Source organism: Paenibacillus taihuensis, from assembly GCF_003386535.1.
In the GTDB taxonomy this organism is placed as follows: domain Bacteria; phylum Bacillota; class Bacilli; order Paenibacillales; family Paenibacillaceae; genus Paenibacillus_Z; species Paenibacillus_Z taihuensis.
The window spans coordinates 1-15,896 of sequence record NZ_QTTN01000014.1 but is presented as its reverse complement, the minus strand read 5'-3'; the positions used below and the strand labels follow the sequence as shown (position 1 = coordinate 15,896).

Sequence of the window (15,896 nt, the reverse complement as noted above, 5' to 3'; positions counted from 1 at the left end):
AATGAACCCCTTACCGGCTGGCAGGCCGGCAGGGGTCATTTGTAAACCATTCTATTGGTGTGCATCCAGAAAATATCCTTCCGCCTGCGTATAAGTCTGATGGTACCTACTGCGCGCCATTTCAGCCTTCTTTATCTGACTCATATGCTCATTCAAAACTCCTCGTTGTACCGATAACTTCACTGCAATTTGTTTCTCCAATGCGACACATTCTATAAGCAACTCTCTCAGACTACGCTTGTCAATAGGCATACCGTTTGCCTTGCATAACTCATCAATTTGCTGCCTTGTTCCGGATTGAACCGATTGAAGCTGCTCTAGTCTATCGGTAGCTGCTTCGTTCTCCAAATCCAGCTGCAAGATTTCCTGAGCTGTAGAGTTCAACAGCACTAGCAGCTCTTGTACCGACTCCACTACGTTCATTTCGCACCCTGGGTCTTCACTTGCTTTAGTGCTTGAGCCCACGTATCGCGAAGCTCCTCTGTCATGTCGTAAGCAATTTGAATACTTTCCTTGCTCATGCGCATGTTCGCTTCGATCAGCTTATCTTTAATAAAAGCATACAAACTGAACAGATTGCGAGAAATATCATATTGCATATTCAGCGTAGCTTGAAGCTCTTCAATAATATCGAGCGCACGCTTGATGTTCGTATTTCTCGCTTCAATATTCTTATTCTCGAGATGCTCCCGAGCCTGCTTCATAAATTTGAGACAACCGTTATACAGCATCAAAGTGAGTTCTCCAGGATGAGCCGTATTGACTTGAGTCCTCGCGTAAATATCCTGCGGCCTGGCATTCATTCGTTTCTACCTCTTTTCGTCGACGACTCTACCATTAATTTCTTGAAGTTTATCGATCAATTCCAACAGTTTTTCACTCGGATACTCATGAATGACTTCCTTCGTATCCTTATTCATCACTTTAACGATGATATCCCCTGAAGGCCTATGCACACTATATTCAACATTGCTTTCCATCCCCGCACGCACTTTATTCGCTTTCTCTACGGCTTTTATAACGACACGTTCTGAAATCGTGAGATCAGACTCCGATTTCTGCTTTAAAGCTTGCGTTGTCGGAAGCAAATTCGTGTTCGTACCAGATGCGGCGGCTATATCCGAAGTCTGTTTGGCAGTGGGTACGTACCCCACTTGATTGGCTTGGTTTATTTCCACGTTCAACACCCCTTATAAAAAAGTTCTTCATCCATAATATCGAACTTTCCGTTCCTAATTTTTAGAGGTTTTACATGAAAATATTAGTTTAAAGCCAGTTGATTTAATCTTTCTCTTGCTGGCGCATAATTCGCCGCAGCAGATGTCCTATAGTATTGAATCGCCTTCGCCTTACCTCCGGTAATTTCGTAATAAACGGCCAAATTATATGCAGCCTTATAGGATCCAACACCATCAACGGACGTATACTTCGATGTGTCTCCAATCGCTAGAGCTTTCAGGAAATGAGATTCGATGTCGGCGACCTTGCCTGTATCCATAGCCAATAACCCGAGCAGGAATGGAAGATCCGGAAATTGGGGATATTCCGTCTGCACAGCGCTAAGCAGTTCTTCTGCCAGCGCACTCTGCCCGATCTCTTTCAACGAATAGCCTAGCATTACAAGCATGACCGGGTAATACAGCTGTTCCGGTTCATTAACAGCAAGACAACGCTCAAAGGCGTCAAGAGCCTTGTCCAGCTCCTTATTGGAGTAGTACAGCTTCCCTAGCTGATACAACATATAGCCGTCTTTCGGGTTTTGGACTAGATGCTTATTATAAAGTTCTACATATTTGTGGACTTTCGATCCGTCGGCATATTGCTCTTCCTGATATCCGTAGTGATATATGGTCATCTCCGATGCTTGGAACGGAGCTGGTTGTCCGTTGTAATACAGCATCTCGTGTACGATGCCGTAAAATTGATAAGCATGCTTGTTCGGGAAAAAGCGTACCATACGATGTTTATGTGTCTCATCGTTAATCATAGTGATAATGGTAATCGCAGCAGCGCTGTGTGGATCACTCGCAATAAATTGTTCAATTCGGTTCTCAATACCATGATCGAGTGCTTCATCTGCATCCATAATCAAAATATATTGGCCTGCTGCTTGTGAAATGCTGTAGTTTCTTGCGGCCGCGAAGTCGTCAACCCATGTGAATCTCGCTACCTTTGCACCTAACCGCTGTGCAATTTCAACCGTTGTGTCAGTTGAACCAGTATCAACAACGACCTTCTCATATGATGCAGGAATACTATTTAATGCCCGTTCCAAATTCGCTTCTTCATTTCGTACAATCATACAGACAGATACGAGCATGGTGATCCTCCATTAAAAAAAGCCCATTGAAATTCAATGGGCTTTTTCCAGTTAAAATTAGTGCAGCAATTGCAGAACGCCTTGTGGCGCTTGGTTCGCTTGAGCCAGCATCGCTGTAGCAGCTTGCTGCAGAATGTTGAACTTCGAGTAAGACATCATTTCCTTCGCCATATCTGTATCGCGGATACGGGACTCAGCTGCTTGCAGGTTCTCTGTAGTCGACGCTGTGTTGTTGTAACGGTGCTCAAGTTGGTTCTGAACAGCACCAAGCTCGGAACGGCCTTTGTTAACAGTTCCGATTGCAGTATCGATTTCTTTCAATGCGGATTTTGCAGTTGCTGCAGTCGAAATGTTAGTGAAGCTAAGAGTTTTAATATTTGCTTTCGACAAGTCGATCTTAACGACATCAGAGCTGTTGTCGCCAGTTTGAATCGAAACTGCACCTGTCTTACCATTCAACAGTGTAATACCATTGAACTTCGTATTCGCTGCAATATCCTTCGTGATCGAAGTAGCAAGTTTTTGATACTCGTTGTCCATTGCTTTCAGGTCAGTGGCGTTGTACGTACCGTTATTCGCTTGTGTAGCAAGCTCTTTCATACGAGTCAGCATGTCGGATACTTCGTTCATCGCACCCTCGGCTGTTTGTACGAGAGAGATACCGTCTTGCGTGTTGCGTTGTGCTTGGCTAAGCGATTTGATCTGTGCGCGCATCTTCTCGGAGATCGAAAGACCTGCAGCATCATCTGCTGCACGGTTGATACGGTAACCGGAAGATAGTTTCTCGCTGGATTTACCTTGTTGAACGTTGTTGAATGCCAAGTTGCGGTGTGCATTCATTGCATTGATGTTGTGATTGATAATCATTGAAATTTTCCTCCCTGAATGTTTGTATGTCCACTTCCATGTGGAACCGGCTGTTAGCCTTACACTTTATTTATCGGATTAACTAATCGAAAGTTTAGAGTGATTCAAAAAAAAAGAATAAAGTGTTCTACTTCTTCTTTAAGCTCGATAGCTGCTTCAGATCATTCGGGTTTAGCGATGTCTGCAGCGCTTGCTTATTGCTTGCCTGCACAGCTTCATATACTTCTTTGCGGAGGATACTAACCTCTATAGGCGCATTAATGCCAACCTTCACCTGATCTCCATCAACCGCTGAGATGAAGATCTCGATATCGTTATTGATGATAATGGACTGACCTTTTTTCCGACTCAATATAAGCATGTCTATTCACCACTTCCTACTGATTCTGCTTTCAAAAGCGGTTCCACGGTGCTGTATTTACGTTTCGGAGAAAGGACCGTCTGTTTCCCTTGTTCATTCTTCACATTCAAAATAATCGGCGCGAGCAAATTGAGCGTAGAAGCACCAAATGGGTCATTGATTGTCACGATCGATAGAACGCACACATCCTCAGGGGATTGAATGCCTAGAAGCTGATTATCCTTCTCCTCTAATTCTACCCAGTATTCCGGATAAAATGAAAAAGGAGAGACAACTAGAAATTCGACACCTTCCTGATCAACGCTTCGCATATAAGCAAAGTGATCGTTCTCTTCGACCACGGATATAACAAACGCATTGCATTGATCAAAGCCGAGTATGGTGCCATTTAATTGAAATACTCTGTCATGCAAAAAATTCAGCAAGAAAAAAGCCCCCTCAAACGACATAATGCTATAGCATGCGCTATAGCATCTCCTTGTATTATTTGTACCAATCGTATTGACTCACTTGAATATCGATACTATTCTGCTGTTTCATGTAGATATCGACAGAACCGGGGTTGTATTGAACATCCAGCTGAGGAGACGAAGCCTGCAGCTCAACCGAATGCGGCACGCCAGTAATCTCTGCCGGATACGGCTGATAGCTGATTCTCACATTCGTATAGGATGGCGCAGTTGTATATTGAACCGGATTGGGCGCACGGTAATCACGCTTCGCGATTTCGGCGAAAGGATTCTGAGGATTCGTAATCTGGGCCATCCGATGGCCTTCTGCCACGATTCTGGCTATCCCTTGAAGCGCGATGCCCTTGCTCTGACTATAGATCATGCTCATCCAGTCCAGATTGGGTCCTTTCCCGAGTGCCGCCCATGCAGCAGACGAATCGATGTTCAAATCACCGGATGGCGAACTAATTTCAAGCGTTCCAGGCGGCTGCTTAATCGACAGCTCTGCGGCTTGCGAATGCATCTCTTGACTCGCATTCTGTGTCTGAATGGCTATTTGCCCAAAGGTTTGTTGAATAGACACCTTAGTTAAGTTCATGTTCGAATCACCTGCTTTGGATTATCTTAAGTAGTCCATCAGGCTTGGCTGGATGATCTTCGCCCCAACGGAAAGAGAGGCTTGATACACATTCTGATCTTCCTGCAGCTTCGTAATTGTTTCTGCCATGTCCGCATCCTCGATCTTAGAGTCAAGTGACGTAATGTTTGTATTCATATCCTCAAGACGATTGGCCATCAAATCAATACGGTTCGATCTGGCCCCTACTTCAGATCGGACATTTAATATTTTATCCATTCTGCTGCTTAACTGATCCATCAAGCCACGCGCTTTCTCCTGATCGCCTGACGAGAAAGCGTCCTGCAGTCCCTTCAACACCGAAAACAGGTTATCCGGATTCGTTTCGGCAGCCGGAGGAGCCGGGTTAGGATCGCCAAACACTTCATTTCCCGTCACATTAATCGGAACGGTAACGCCTGCTGCAAACGTATAATTAATGGACTGGGTATCCGTTTGCTCATAAGCTGCATTCGCAGATGTGTAAGGTGCCTGATCCGTAAGCTGCCCATTGAAAATCGATTTGCCATTATATTTATCATTAGCAATTGTGACGACCTGATCGTAAATCGTCCCCATCTCTGCAGCAATGGCATCCATAGCTGTCTGAGGATTTGTTCCGTTTGCGCCTTCATTCGTAATCTCAGAGGCACGCTGCAGCGTATCCGTCAACTGGCTTAAAATCGTATCCGTGTAATCAACGAATGAATGCGCCGCATCCACATTCTTCTGATACTGCTCATTATTGGAGAGCTCGCTGCGATAACGCAGTGCGTAGGTAATACCGACCGGATCATCAGAAGGCTTATTTATCTTAAGTCCGGTTGCAAGTACATTCTGCCCAACGTTCATGCGTTGCAGATTATGATTCACATTGCTTAGCAGCTGCGAGTGCATCATACCTTGCGTGATTCTCAATGCCATTTAATTGCCTCCTCTACTTACGGTTAGCGACCGACTTGACCTGTGCCGTTAATAAGCTTATCTAGAATTTGATCGTAGGTCGTCATAAAACGTGAAGCTGCCCCATACGCGTGCTGAAACTTAATCAGATTAGACATCTCTTCATCGAGGGATACTCCGCTGACCGATTGGCGATTGCCATCCACTTGTTGAACGAGATTCTGCTGGTTATCATACTGCCGCTGAGCCTCTTGCCCTTGAACGCCGAGTTGTCCGACAAAGGATTGGAAATAGTCGTCAATGGTTCCGCTCTGGACGCCATTTGTGCTTGAAGTGAAAGAGAACTTCGTGTCTTTGAGATTGGCCATCAATAACGCCATTGTATTATTACCTTTAACCGCAACTTCGTTCGTACCCGTTCCAGTTGTCCGCAAGGAAGTCGCAATCAAGCCGGAATCAGCGGCAAGCTCCGGATTGAGTTGAATGCTTGAAGCTGTAATTGGACCGTTTGTCGAGGTGAAGAATTCTCTTCCGGATTGCGCCGGCGTCTCAAACGAATAGCCCAATTTATAGAGCCCATTCAGACCTGCCACATTCACCGCAATATCCGAGCTAACAACGCCTGAATAATCTACACCGTCGAACACAGAACCAGTAGGCAGGACAGATCCTGCAGGAATCGTGACAGACAAATTCCCGTTAGCGAGTGTATTCGCAAGCGTATCCAACTGATTCATGTAATCTGCGACGTATTTCTTCTGCGAAACAAACATGCCGAAGACTTCGCCATCATTTAAGTCGCCTGTACCGTCCCCATTACCGTACGCTGCGGACAAGTCTTCCATGGTGGTTGGATTTGCCGTCGCGCCGGAAACCAGTGAGACATTACCCATCGAAATGTTATACCCCTGCGGCGTATTCGTCACACTGATATTCGCGATTTTGGACAGGTTATCTGTCAATAGATCCCGCTGATCTCTGAGATCATTCGCATCGTTCCCCAGCCCTTCAACCCGCTGAATCTCTACGTTCAAGTTCGAAATGGTAGAGATTGTTGAATTAATCTCGTTCACCTTCACTCGAATGTTGGATGTCAAGTCATTGTTAAAGTCGTTCAGCTGCTTGCTCATTTGATTAAAGGCGTCGGTTAGTGCCATCGCATTCTCACGAACGATTTTGCGTCCGGTTACGTTCTCCGGATCCTTACTAAGATCTGACCAAGACTTCCAGAAGTTGTCCATAACCGTCCGCAGACCCGATTCCGAAGGCTCGTTCACAATACTCTGAAGCTTGTCCAAAGTGCTTGCTTGAACTTCCCAGCTGCCCAGCGATTTATTCTGGTTTCGGAATTGATCATCTAAGAATGCTTGACGTACGCGAGTAATGGATTGGAATTCGACACCTGTACCAATTTGACCGGGTGTATTCGAACGCTGCATCCCCGGATATTCCATCGGTCTTGCAGCTGTCATATTGACAATTTGTCTGGAATAGCCTGCTGTATTGGCGTTTGAAATGTTATGACCTGTTGTATTCAATGCGGCAGTCTGCGTAAACAAACTTCTCTTCGCCGTTTCTATCCCCATGAAAGAAGACGTCATGTCCTAGTTCACTCCCTATCCTCTTCTATTGAAAATACCGGATCGCGTAGTGGTGTTATACCCTTGACTATGAGGATGCTGATAAACAACATCGCTATTCGGGTCATCCATCATTAGGTCGATAGAGTAATCTATAAATTTAAGCGACTGCATAATAAGCTGTTGATTCATCTGACTTACTCTCTGCAGATCGTCCAATAAGCTCGTTAATGTGTTGTGAAGGTCGGTCAGCTGCTGCTTATCACGGGGCGAGGTCACAGTCCGAATCATCTCGCTGATCTTGCCGCCCTTATAGCGGAGCATTCCGAGCCCCGTAAAATATTGGCCGCATAGTCTCATGCGCTGCTGCTCCAGCTCTTCTGCCGCCTTTACTAGCTTCCGTTCCTGCTGGAGCGCCAGATTTAAATGCTCGACTTGGTTATGAACAAGATATGGTGTCTTCTCTTTCGCCAGATCCAGCAACTGACGGTAAACGTCAGCCTGCTGCTCAAGCGTTGCGATAATCGTTTCTACGTTCACGGAGGTCACCCTATCTTGTCGTTAGTTTTTCAAATAAGGAAGCAGCTTCTCGGCAATTTTGCCCGATTCCACATGGTAAGTGCCGGACCTTACCGATTGCTTTAAATTATCGATCAGCTGGCTGCGGTCGGCATTGTTCACACGGTTGCTGGATAGCATCTCATGCGCTTCCGCCGAAATTTGCACCTCGTCCGTCTTGCGCTTGCGGCTGGCCGCTCCTGCCTGCAGATCGGATTGTTTCTGATATGGATTGACAGCATTAATTCGATGTGTTTGATTGATCTTCATCTTAATCCCTCCAAACAAATAAAAAAGCCGATAACTCTATATAAGAGTATTATCGGCATAATACGTTAATATTTTATAGACAATGCAAATGAAACCCGATCAATTGCCTCTGTCCAAATTACGGTAAGTGGAAGCGGCGGAGGTTGGTGCTTTTTCAGACGTCTTGTCAGAAGCGGCTGCATTCCCATTCTGACGATACTTGTTCACTTCGGTCAGCAGCTTCGCTCTGCAACTATCACACTTCGTATGATCCCGAATCAGAACGCCGCACATTTCGCAAGGATACATCAGATTTGGAGCATTCACGAGGGATATACGGCCTTCACGAATGAACTTTGTAATCTGCTTGATGGACACGCCTGTCGCATCAGAGAGCTCGTTAATGTCGGTGCCTTTATTTTTACGAAGATACTCGGAGCAAACCGAATATTCAGTATCGATTTCTTTAATGCAATTCCCGCAGACATCGCGAAAGTTCTTGGCAAATAGTTTTCCGCAGCGAGGACAATTATCGAGATTCATGTTCACTGCTCCCTTCATTCATCCATTGGTGACTTCATATTACCTCATAAAAGGACAAATTTCACCACCTTTTTCAGCTTGAACATACCGGAAATAGGCATATTTTACGAAAAATGATTCTATTGTCCTAGGATCGAGCCAGCGTCAGCACGAAAAGTTCGACGAGGGCAGCCGGCTGCTGCCTCTTAATCTCATCTGCCAGTGCTGCTGCGCAGGCATTCGCCGTACTTCCAGTCGTATAAATGTCATCCACTACGATGAGACGGATGTGCGGCTGATCTAGTGATGACAGCATACTACCAGTGAGTGCTGGATTAGCAGTAAAAAGATTATGTGTATCGCGCAGCCGCGCACCTCTTGTCTTGTAACTCTGTTTGCCACTATGGCGTGTTCGTTCCAGCACATTATGAAGAGGAATGAGCGTATGTTCAGCGAGGTAAGCGCCCAGCCTCTCCGCTTGATTGAACTCGCGCTCCGCTAGACGCTCACTGCTTACGGGAACCGGAATGATGGCATCTATCGGATGCTGGGATTGGAGGGGCAGCGGATGCTGGTGATTGAGCGTTTTTATAAGTCCGTGATAGGCAGCTAGCAGCATCTCTCCGAGCAACGGAGCGAGCGCTTCATGCCCTCGGTATTTATATAGCGCCAGCCATTCTCGGATGAGGGCATTGTAACGCACGGCGGAACGGTTCCAGATGAAGGCGGCATCGCTTCGGCGTGAGCAATCCGGACAATATTCCGGGCGTCCGCACACTTGGCACTCTATGCGGGTAATCCATGGGATTTGGTCAAAACAGGCGGTGCATAGTGAAGCGAAGCTCGGATGGCGCGGCTTGCGATCCATGTTGCCGCATAGGAGACAGGCACCGGATGTGGCATTGAGCAGCTGGACCGACTTACGCATAGCGGTGAGGATGATGCGAAGCTTGACAGTGATGGCAATACGGAACCGGGCAGATATGATTCTGGGCAGGGTGATCATCCCTTCTCCTTATGTGTTATGAGAAAGCCTTTGCGCTTGGCGATTCGGTTCATCATTCTTATTTGGCGGATGGCGGATTGCTGGGACCGCGTGCGGGATGGGGCGAAGAAATACACCCTTCCTGCCGGATCGTCGCTGGATCGGCCTGCTCGGCCTGCCATTTGTATTAGCGAAGCATCGTCAAAGAGCTTTCCGTCCGCATCGAGAATGAACACATCGCTCTTCGGGATCGTGACGCCGCGCTCCAGAATCGTCGTCGTGACGAGCAGCCGAATCGTGCGATCGCGGAAGCGAAGCACCTTCTCTGCCCGATCCCCGTCTTTGGACGAGGTTCCTTCAATACTTATATCGGGAAAAATAGAACGGAGCTGCTGGACGAGCGGCTCTACCTCCCGGATCTGTTGAACAAAGAGGAATAACTGGGCACCGCGGGTGATGGATCGTTGCAGCGACTGGACTAGCTTTCGCGGCAGGGAGCGCTGCTTAAGCAGCTTATGTACAGGAGGGACACTGATCTGCTTTGGTATCGGAAGCGGATGCCGATGAAATCTTACGGGCACGCGCACATGAGAGAGACACCCCGATCGGGCGGCACTGCGCAGCTCTGCCGGAGGCGTCGCCGAAAGCAGCACATTTACCCCCCCAGGCTTGCATACCTTCTCGGCAGCATACTGGAGCATAGGATCATTGTGATAGGGAAAGGCGTCGATTTCATCAATAATGACCAGGTCAAAGCCGTACTGAAACCGGAATAGCTGATGGGTCGTCGCAATCGTAATCTCTCCCTGTTCCCAGCGCTGATCACTTCCGCCGTACAACGTTACCACACTCGCATTCCGAAACGCTTTGCGTATGCGAGGATCCAGCTCCAGCACGACGTCACGGCGCGGAGTTGCGATTAACGCCCTGCCCCCGCGCTGAAGCTCAGCTTCAATGAGCGGGTATATCATCTCGGTCTTGCCCGCCCCGGTGACGGCCCAGAATAAGAATCGGCGAGGGGCTGGGTGGTGGGCAGGAGCAAGCATAAAGCGCAGCGCTGCGGCAGTTGCTTCGGCTTGGGCAGGGCTTAGTGCCCAGGTGGCGCTCAGTGCAGACGCGGCGCTTGGCGCGGGCGTGGCGCGCGCCTGAAGGCTCGGCGTGCCGAAGATGAGCAGGCCGCACTCTCGGCTGCGCCCCATGGTAAGGCACGCCTCGCAGTACGCACATGCGCGGCCGCACCCCGCGCATGCCGTGCGGCGCATGCGCGCCGTGCCGCTGCCGCATCGCTGGCAGCGGAGCCGCGGGCGCGGCCTGGCGCCAAGCGCCGCTCGCCACCGCAGCAGCCGGGGCTGCGGCTGCGGGGCGACTGCTGCGCCTAGGCGCAGCAGGCCGAGCAGCGCGGCCAGCTGGAGCGCGGGGGCTGCCGCGCTCCACGCCGCTGCGCCGGCCGGCTCGGCCGCGCCCGCGGCCCCAAGCAGGGCGAGCGCTTCGCTGCTGAGCAGCGCTCGGCCCTGCAAAAGCGAAGCCGCGCGGCAAGCCCGCGCAGCAAGCGCCTTCGCGTCCGCCACGCCTCCGGACGCCATACCTTCAGTCGCAACGACCTTCACCGCATGGGCATCCTCCCGCTCCTGAACCGGCAACCCTAAGCGGACATCAGAAGCCCATGCTTCGCGAACAAGGCGCGCCATCTCCTCGCGCACTCCATGCTCGTCCCGAGCTTTGCCGGACCATCGCTCTGCCACTTGTACGGCATGCCCGAGCGGAATCGGCACAGACCACGCAATAACAGCAACTACCTCTCTTCTCCTTATTGCTTCTTCCTTTAGATCTGCTTTCACTGCCTTCCCGTTCTTTGCCGCTTCTTCCGTCTCGCCTGCCCGCGCTCTTCTCCTCACTGCTTCTTCCTTTACTCTTACTTGCGCTATCTTTCCGTCCCTTATCACTTCTTCCGCATTGTCCGCTCTCCCTATCTCCCCGTTCCTTCTCTTATCCCCCGAATTTCTGCCCCGCCTCTCCTCTTCGTTCCTTCCCACTTCTATCTCCCCACCTCTTTCCGCCTTTCCCACACCGCTCCATCCCCCAGCAGCCACCCCAACCGCCTTCCTATACCCGCTTCCCAGCCAATAAGCAAAGTCTATCTCAGGCGCCACGGACCACCTTGCCCAAGAACCGCCATGTACCAACGCCGCATATACTGTCACCCTCACACGATCACCCCATTCCCACGACAAAAAAGCACACCCAAAAACCGCCCAAAGGCAGTTTACACGGGTGTGCTTCACACGTCTGTTTTATTCTCTTAGGAGGATTATACCTCTAGCTCAATGCCGCTGCAATCCATTCGTGTTCGTTCAGAGCGCTCTTGTTATTGCCCTTACACATTTCCGCCTCAATAAGGCAGCTTCGACAAATCCGCCGGATCACGCAGGTCGATTAACACCGCATGCTCCTTCGAGGACACAATACCTTCAGCTTGTAACTTCCATAGCAAATTCGTCGGCTCCGCCAAAGGCTTTTTCGCTTTCGAGTTGCTCCGCTTGCTCGACTTGCTCTGCTTGCGCGGCTTCCACGGGTTCATGCGGAAGCGGTGCCATTTTACCGGCGCTTCCTTCGCACGACGCTCCTCGGCTGTTGCTGCGGTGGCATGCCCTTTTACAGATGCGAGACTCTCGTGCGTGTCCGTCACAGCGCCGGAATGTTCATTTTGCCCGATACCGGAGTGAAATTGGACATCCATGCCCCTTCTGGCGAAGATCCTCGCGATGCCCATCGTATCATCCTCGGAGCCGCGGTCCACGACAGTCACTTTCACTTCTGTGCCGGAAAAATGAGAGAACCGCCGAAGCGATCGCATATACCATTCCATCTGCAGCTGGTGGTTACCCGCGATGAGCACGTAATGCTGCACATCACGCTCTCGCTTCCAGGTAAGCGCGAATGCGGCATGCACGGCAGCCGCTGCCAAGGCGTAACAACCGAAGATCCATAATAGGACTGGAATCAAGGCAGCCACCTCCTTTTTTGTGACATCATATGCCGGGAAGCGCCCATGGGTGACGGACTTTCACGGACAAGTCGCAAAAAGGGGCTTGCCTGTCAGCCTAAAAAATTACCGCTGCACCTGCCAGCCCGCAGGCAGCTTGGACCCCGCCGGCAGCTGCATGCCGATTTCCGGTCTAACCATGACCTGCTGCTCGCTCGGCAGCACGATCGTAACATCGCATGAAGGCGTGCCGTCATTCAGCATATGCCGCTCCTCGGAAGGTCGATTCACCGTTACGTACAGCGTCTCACCTGCCTGACGAGCCACTACAAGCTCCGGCGATCCAGGCGCCGCGGCATCCTTCTGAAGATCATAGCGGCACGCGCCGAACGCCGAAAGCTGTCCCGCATCGCTGCCATCCGCATCAAGATGAATGCGGCCGTTCCAGTAGTTCTCGCCTTGTACTACGATTTTCTTCACATTAGCCGCAATACGCTCCGATATCTCTTGAGCCTCCACACGCACCTCACGGGAGCCAATGCTTCCGCGCACTTCATCGAGCAGTCCGGTTGCACTCACGGTTGTGAACACCAGACAGCATCCTCCTAGCGCCGCAACCACGATAATACTGAATAGATCATAACGAAGTACCGCACTCTGCTGCTCGGATTTGCTGCGCCATAGATAAATGACGATTTCGAGCCCGAGCAGAATAAGCAGCATCGGCCACCAGACAATGCCCTGGTCGAACCATTGAAAGCCGCCGAGAGAGGATGCCAGCAGCATGATGCCCATCGCAATAAGTGCCGCACCCATCGACCATGTGCCTACGCGCCATTGTCTCATTCCGGCTTCACCTCTTTCTTGCCCGAGAGCAGCTTAACGCCCGCTCCGATGAGCAGCAGCGCAGTCAGCCCGGTTTTGAAATAATAGCGGATGTCTGAAGTTAGCTGCCAGTCGCCCCATACGCGCTGAATATACTCGATCAGCATCCGGTCTGCGATATAGTAGAGGCCAAGCGCCATGAGGCCGATGCCAAGCCATTTCTGGTGGTTGATCAGCCAATCGACAATCGGCACATCCTCGAGCTCGCCTTCCCCGCTGTTCAGACGGGACTGCATCTGCAGCGCATCGAAGAACGAGAAGCACCAGAACAGCGGTACGAGAAATAGAAACAGGGAGAGCTGCAGGACGTCCAGCAGATAGATCGACAGCAGGAAGCCCGCCATAAGCTGAAGCCCTCTCTTCTGCAAGCCGAGATACATATGGCCCGCTCCCGGCATAATCGACAGCACCGTCGACAGCCATTTGCTGCGCTTGCCGCCTTGACGATGCTCCTCCCAATCCTCAAGCACCGATTTGTCCTGCAGCGTCTCGCCCGCCTGCTTCAACTGCACATGGCGAATGGCGTCAAACATGCCGAAGATCCATATGATCGGCAGCACAATGAGGAAGGTCAGGAAGCCCGGCTGATCGGCCAAAATCGCTACGAAAACGATCATCGCAAACAAGCCGAAGAATCCGATCATAAGATTCAGTCCCCGCTGCATGAGCCCCAGCTGCAGATGGCCAAGCCCCGGAATAAACGACAGCAGAATCGTGTAAAATCGCTCACTGGATCGGCCTTGCACATTCTCATTGGCAGCAGGCGCATATATAACGCCGTCCAGCTGCTCCGAGACATACATCGGATGCACAGGCGGAACATGTACGCCGCTGATTCTGCTGCCATTTTGGCGGACGAGATAGATAATGAGATCCATGAAATTAATGAGCCAGAAGACGGCGGAGAAGAACAGCCCTATGAAAAAGAACGCTTCCTCCCCTTCGGCGGCTCCTGCCACAATGCCAAAGAACAACGACATGATACACAATAGAAGGTACAATGTCCCCCGTCCCGAACGACCGACCCTGTAATGCCCGATGCCCGGCAGAAATCCCAGAAACAAGGTTAACACTGGATTTTTGACCACACCGCTCTCTCCTTTACTTCAATGTTGATTTATTTGGTTTCACGACGATGGAATCAATAACAGCTGATGTACGCTCCATGATCGAGGTTGTTACGGACTCGCGCTTGCTCAGCTGCTGGGCTTCCCAATGCTCCGGCTGGTCAGCTAGCCGCTGGAATACGCCCGCCGACATAAGAAGCAGCATCACGCACACAGCAATGAGGTAATGAACGAGCGCCTGCTTGCGACTGTCTCTGCTGCCTTTCTTGCGACGCTGAACGGCCTTGTCTGCATCCTGCTGAGGAGGGGATTGGACCTCCGGCATTGCTGCAGCTGTCTGCCCCAGCGTTCTCACTTGCTCCATGACGCGCTTCGTAATCGCATCCGCGGCTTGGCCGCTCAAGCGCTCGATCTGCGGAGCCTCCGATAACACATCCATATATCGCAATAAACACGGCTCACACTCGGCCAGATGCGCCTCCACCTCTTGCCGCTCCTGCTCCTGCAGCCTGTCCTCCGCGTAATTTCGCAAGTCCGCGTCATCCCAATGCTTCATTCCAAATCCTCCTCCTTCCAATGCTTGCGCATCCATTGTCTCGCCCGGTACAGCTTGGATTCCACGCTCTTGATCTGCAGCTGCTCTTGCTCGGCAATTTCCTTCTGGGGCCGATCCTCCAGGAAATAAGAGCGCACAATGCTGCGGTAACCTTCCGGCATTGCGCCTACCAACGCCCGAACCCGGCGTTTGCGGTCACGCTTCAGCGCTTCGGTCTCGGCCGGCAGCGCGTGCGACCTATCTGCCGTCATCAAGGCGCTCGCCGCAGCCTCTTGCTGGAGCAGCTCTGCCTTGCGGGCATTGCGCCGCTTGCAATCGATAGCGAGATTAACGGAGATCCTCGCCGCCCAAGTCTTGAATCCTTCGCCCCGATAACTCTCCAGGGAGAGATAGATTCGAACGAACGCCTCCTGCAGCGTATCCTCCGCATCCGCCGTATCCCGCAGCACGCTCCAGATCAGCCGGTACAGCTCGTCCCGGTACAGCGCCACGAGCTCGCTGTATGCTTCCCGGTCTCCACCTCTAATTTGTGCAATCAACGCCTCGTCCCGAATCTCTCTCCCCCCTCTCACATGAAATAGACGATGCTGCCCCTGCTTACCCCTGCACTTCGAAAGGATTATTTTTGTTTACTAGACTCGCTGACAATCGGGTAGGAGGCTACCCATTAGTTGAGTAGCCGACCTCCCACACCACCGTACGTACCGTTCGGTATACGGCGGTTCCTAAGTTTACGTTGTAACTTGTCGGTAGTAATCTGAAAAGAATAAGAATCCGAGTTCTTTGAGGGTATTGTTGTCGAGGGATTTGGAGAGGATCGGGCTATGGGAGGTTCTCCAGTAGCCCTTTCTTGTGTTGGCGTATTCCCATGCTTGTTTGGCGCGGATCCCAAATGCTTTTAGGTTCGTAAACCTTGTCTTCACTCGTTTCCATTGTTTCCAGTACACCATGCGGATTCGCCTTCTCATCCATTCGTCTGCGGTCTGCATCAG

At 50.7% G+C, this 15,896-nt stretch carries 20 protein-coding genes and 1 pseudogene; all 21 read right to left on the bottom strand.

Annotated features, from left to right (window positions below; translation table 11 throughout):
* Nucleotides 1–51: 51 nt before the first annotated feature.
* Nucleotides 52–465, bottom strand: a complete 414-nt coding sequence (locus A8990_RS13325) for a hypothetical protein (protein WP_147306805.1) — start codon at nucleotides 463–465, stop codon at nucleotides 52–54.
* Nucleotides 420–803 (bottom strand): flagellar export chaperone FliS, encoded by a 384-nt coding sequence (gene fliS / locus A8990_RS13320; protein WP_116189535.1) that lies wholly within the window; start codon nucleotides 801–803, stop codon nucleotides 420–422. The genes A8990_RS13325 and fliS overlap by 46 nt, the downstream gene beginning before the upstream one ends.
* Before the next feature lie 6 nt (nucleotides 804–809).
* Nucleotides 810–1,178, bottom strand: coding sequence for a flagellar protein FlaG (locus A8990_RS13315; protein WP_181909566.1), 369 nt, complete (start codon nucleotides 1,176–1,178; stop codon nucleotides 810–812).
* A gap of 83 nt (nucleotides 1,179–1,261) precedes the next feature.
* On the bottom strand, nucleotides 1,262–2,320 hold the full coding sequence (locus A8990_RS13310) for a tetratricopeptide repeat-containing glycosyltransferase family 2 protein (protein ID WP_116189533.1): 1,059 nt from the start codon (nucleotides 2,318–2,320) through the stop codon (nucleotides 1,262–1,264).
* A 57-nt stretch (nucleotides 2,321–2,377) separates the two neighbouring features.
* Complete coding sequence (locus tag A8990_RS13305; protein ID WP_116189532.1) at nucleotides 2,378–3,187, bottom strand: flagellin N-terminal helical domain-containing protein; 810 nt, start codon at nucleotides 3,185–3,187, stop codon at nucleotides 2,378–2,380.
* A gap of 127 nt (nucleotides 3,188–3,314) precedes the next feature.
* Nucleotides 3,315–3,548 carry a carbon storage regulator CsrA gene (gene csrA, locus A8990_RS13300; RefSeq protein ID WP_116189531.1) on the bottom strand — a complete coding sequence of 78 codons (234 nt, stop codon included), beginning with the start codon at nucleotides 3,546–3,548 and terminating at the stop codon, nucleotides 3,315–3,317.
* A 2-nt stretch (nucleotides 3,549–3,550) separates the two neighbouring features.
* Complete coding sequence (gene fliW / locus A8990_RS13295) at nucleotides 3,551–3,973, bottom strand: flagellar assembly protein FliW (protein WP_181909565.1); 423 nt, start codon at nucleotides 3,971–3,973, stop codon at nucleotides 3,551–3,553.
* 58 nt (nucleotides 3,974–4,031) lie between these two features.
* The gene (locus A8990_RS13290; protein ID WP_116189529.1) at nucleotides 4,032–4,598 is read right to left on the bottom strand and encodes a DUF6470 family protein; all 567 of its coding nucleotides are present in this window, start codon (nucleotides 4,596–4,598) and stop codon (nucleotides 4,032–4,034) included.
* A gap of 21 nt (nucleotides 4,599–4,619) precedes the next feature.
* Nucleotides 4,620–5,540, bottom strand: coding sequence for a flagellar hook-associated protein FlgL (flgL, locus tag A8990_RS13285; RefSeq protein ID WP_181909564.1), 921 nt, complete (start codon nucleotides 5,538–5,540; stop codon nucleotides 4,620–4,622).
* Nucleotides 5,541–5,563: 23 nt separating this feature from the next.
* The gene (gene flgK, locus A8990_RS13280; RefSeq protein WP_116189528.1) at nucleotides 5,564–7,120 is read right to left on the bottom strand and encodes a flagellar hook-associated protein FlgK; all 1,557 of its coding nucleotides are present in this window, start codon (nucleotides 7,118–7,120) and stop codon (nucleotides 5,564–5,566) included.
* Between the two features lie 15 nt (nucleotides 7,121–7,135).
* On the bottom strand, nucleotides 7,136–7,639 hold the full coding sequence (locus tag A8990_RS13275) for a flagellar protein FlgN (RefSeq protein ID WP_181909563.1): 504 nt from the start codon (nucleotides 7,637–7,639) through the stop codon (nucleotides 7,136–7,138).
* A gap of 21 nt (nucleotides 7,640–7,660) precedes the next feature.
* The gene (gene flgM / locus A8990_RS13270) at nucleotides 7,661–7,927 is read right to left on the bottom strand and encodes a flagellar biosynthesis anti-sigma factor FlgM (protein WP_116189526.1); all 267 of its coding nucleotides are present in this window, start codon (nucleotides 7,925–7,927) and stop codon (nucleotides 7,661–7,663) included.
* A 99-nt stretch (nucleotides 7,928–8,026) separates the two neighbouring features.
* Complete coding sequence (locus A8990_RS13265) at nucleotides 8,027–8,449, bottom strand: flagellar protein (protein ID WP_116189525.1); 423 nt, start codon at nucleotides 8,447–8,449, stop codon at nucleotides 8,027–8,029.
* A gap of 127 nt (nucleotides 8,450–8,576) precedes the next feature.
* Complete coding sequence (locus A8990_RS13260; protein WP_116189524.1) at nucleotides 8,577–9,434, bottom strand: ComFC family protein; 858 nt, start codon at nucleotides 9,432–9,434, stop codon at nucleotides 8,577–8,579.
* Nucleotides 9,431–11,308, bottom strand: coding sequence for an ATP-dependent helicase ComFA (locus tag A8990_RS13255; protein WP_245996001.1), 1,878 nt, complete (start codon nucleotides 11,306–11,308; stop codon nucleotides 9,431–9,433). Before A8990_RS13255 ends, A8990_RS13260 begins: the two co-directional genes overlap by 4 nt.
* A gap of 494 nt (nucleotides 11,309–11,802) precedes the next feature.
* Entirely contained in the window at nucleotides 11,803–12,417 is a 615-nt protein-coding gene (locus A8990_RS13250) for a hypothetical protein (protein WP_116189523.1), read from the bottom strand.
* 105 nt (nucleotides 12,418–12,522) lie between these two features.
* Nucleotides 12,523–13,242, bottom strand: coding sequence for a LiaI-LiaF-like domain-containing protein (locus tag A8990_RS13245; RefSeq protein WP_116189522.1), 720 nt, complete (start codon nucleotides 13,240–13,242; stop codon nucleotides 12,523–12,525).
* Complete coding sequence (locus A8990_RS13240) at nucleotides 13,239–14,369, bottom strand: hypothetical protein (protein ID WP_116189521.1); 1,131 nt, start codon at nucleotides 14,367–14,369, stop codon at nucleotides 13,239–13,241. Before A8990_RS13240 ends, A8990_RS13245 begins: the two co-directional genes overlap by 4 nt.
* 13 nt (nucleotides 14,370–14,382) lie before the next feature.
* Complete coding sequence (locus tag A8990_RS13235) at nucleotides 14,383–14,904, bottom strand: anti-sigma factor family protein (RefSeq protein ID WP_181909562.1); 522 nt, start codon at nucleotides 14,902–14,904, stop codon at nucleotides 14,383–14,385.
* On the bottom strand, nucleotides 14,901–15,443 hold the full coding sequence (locus A8990_RS13230; protein WP_181909561.1) for an RNA polymerase sigma factor: 543 nt from the start codon (nucleotides 15,441–15,443) through the stop codon (nucleotides 14,901–14,903). Before A8990_RS13230 ends, A8990_RS13235 begins: the two co-directional genes overlap by 4 nt.
* Before the next feature lie 192 nt (nucleotides 15,444–15,635).
* Nucleotides 15,636–15,896, bottom strand: a pseudogene (locus A8990_RS31820) (group II intron reverse transcriptase/maturase); the annotation flags it as partial.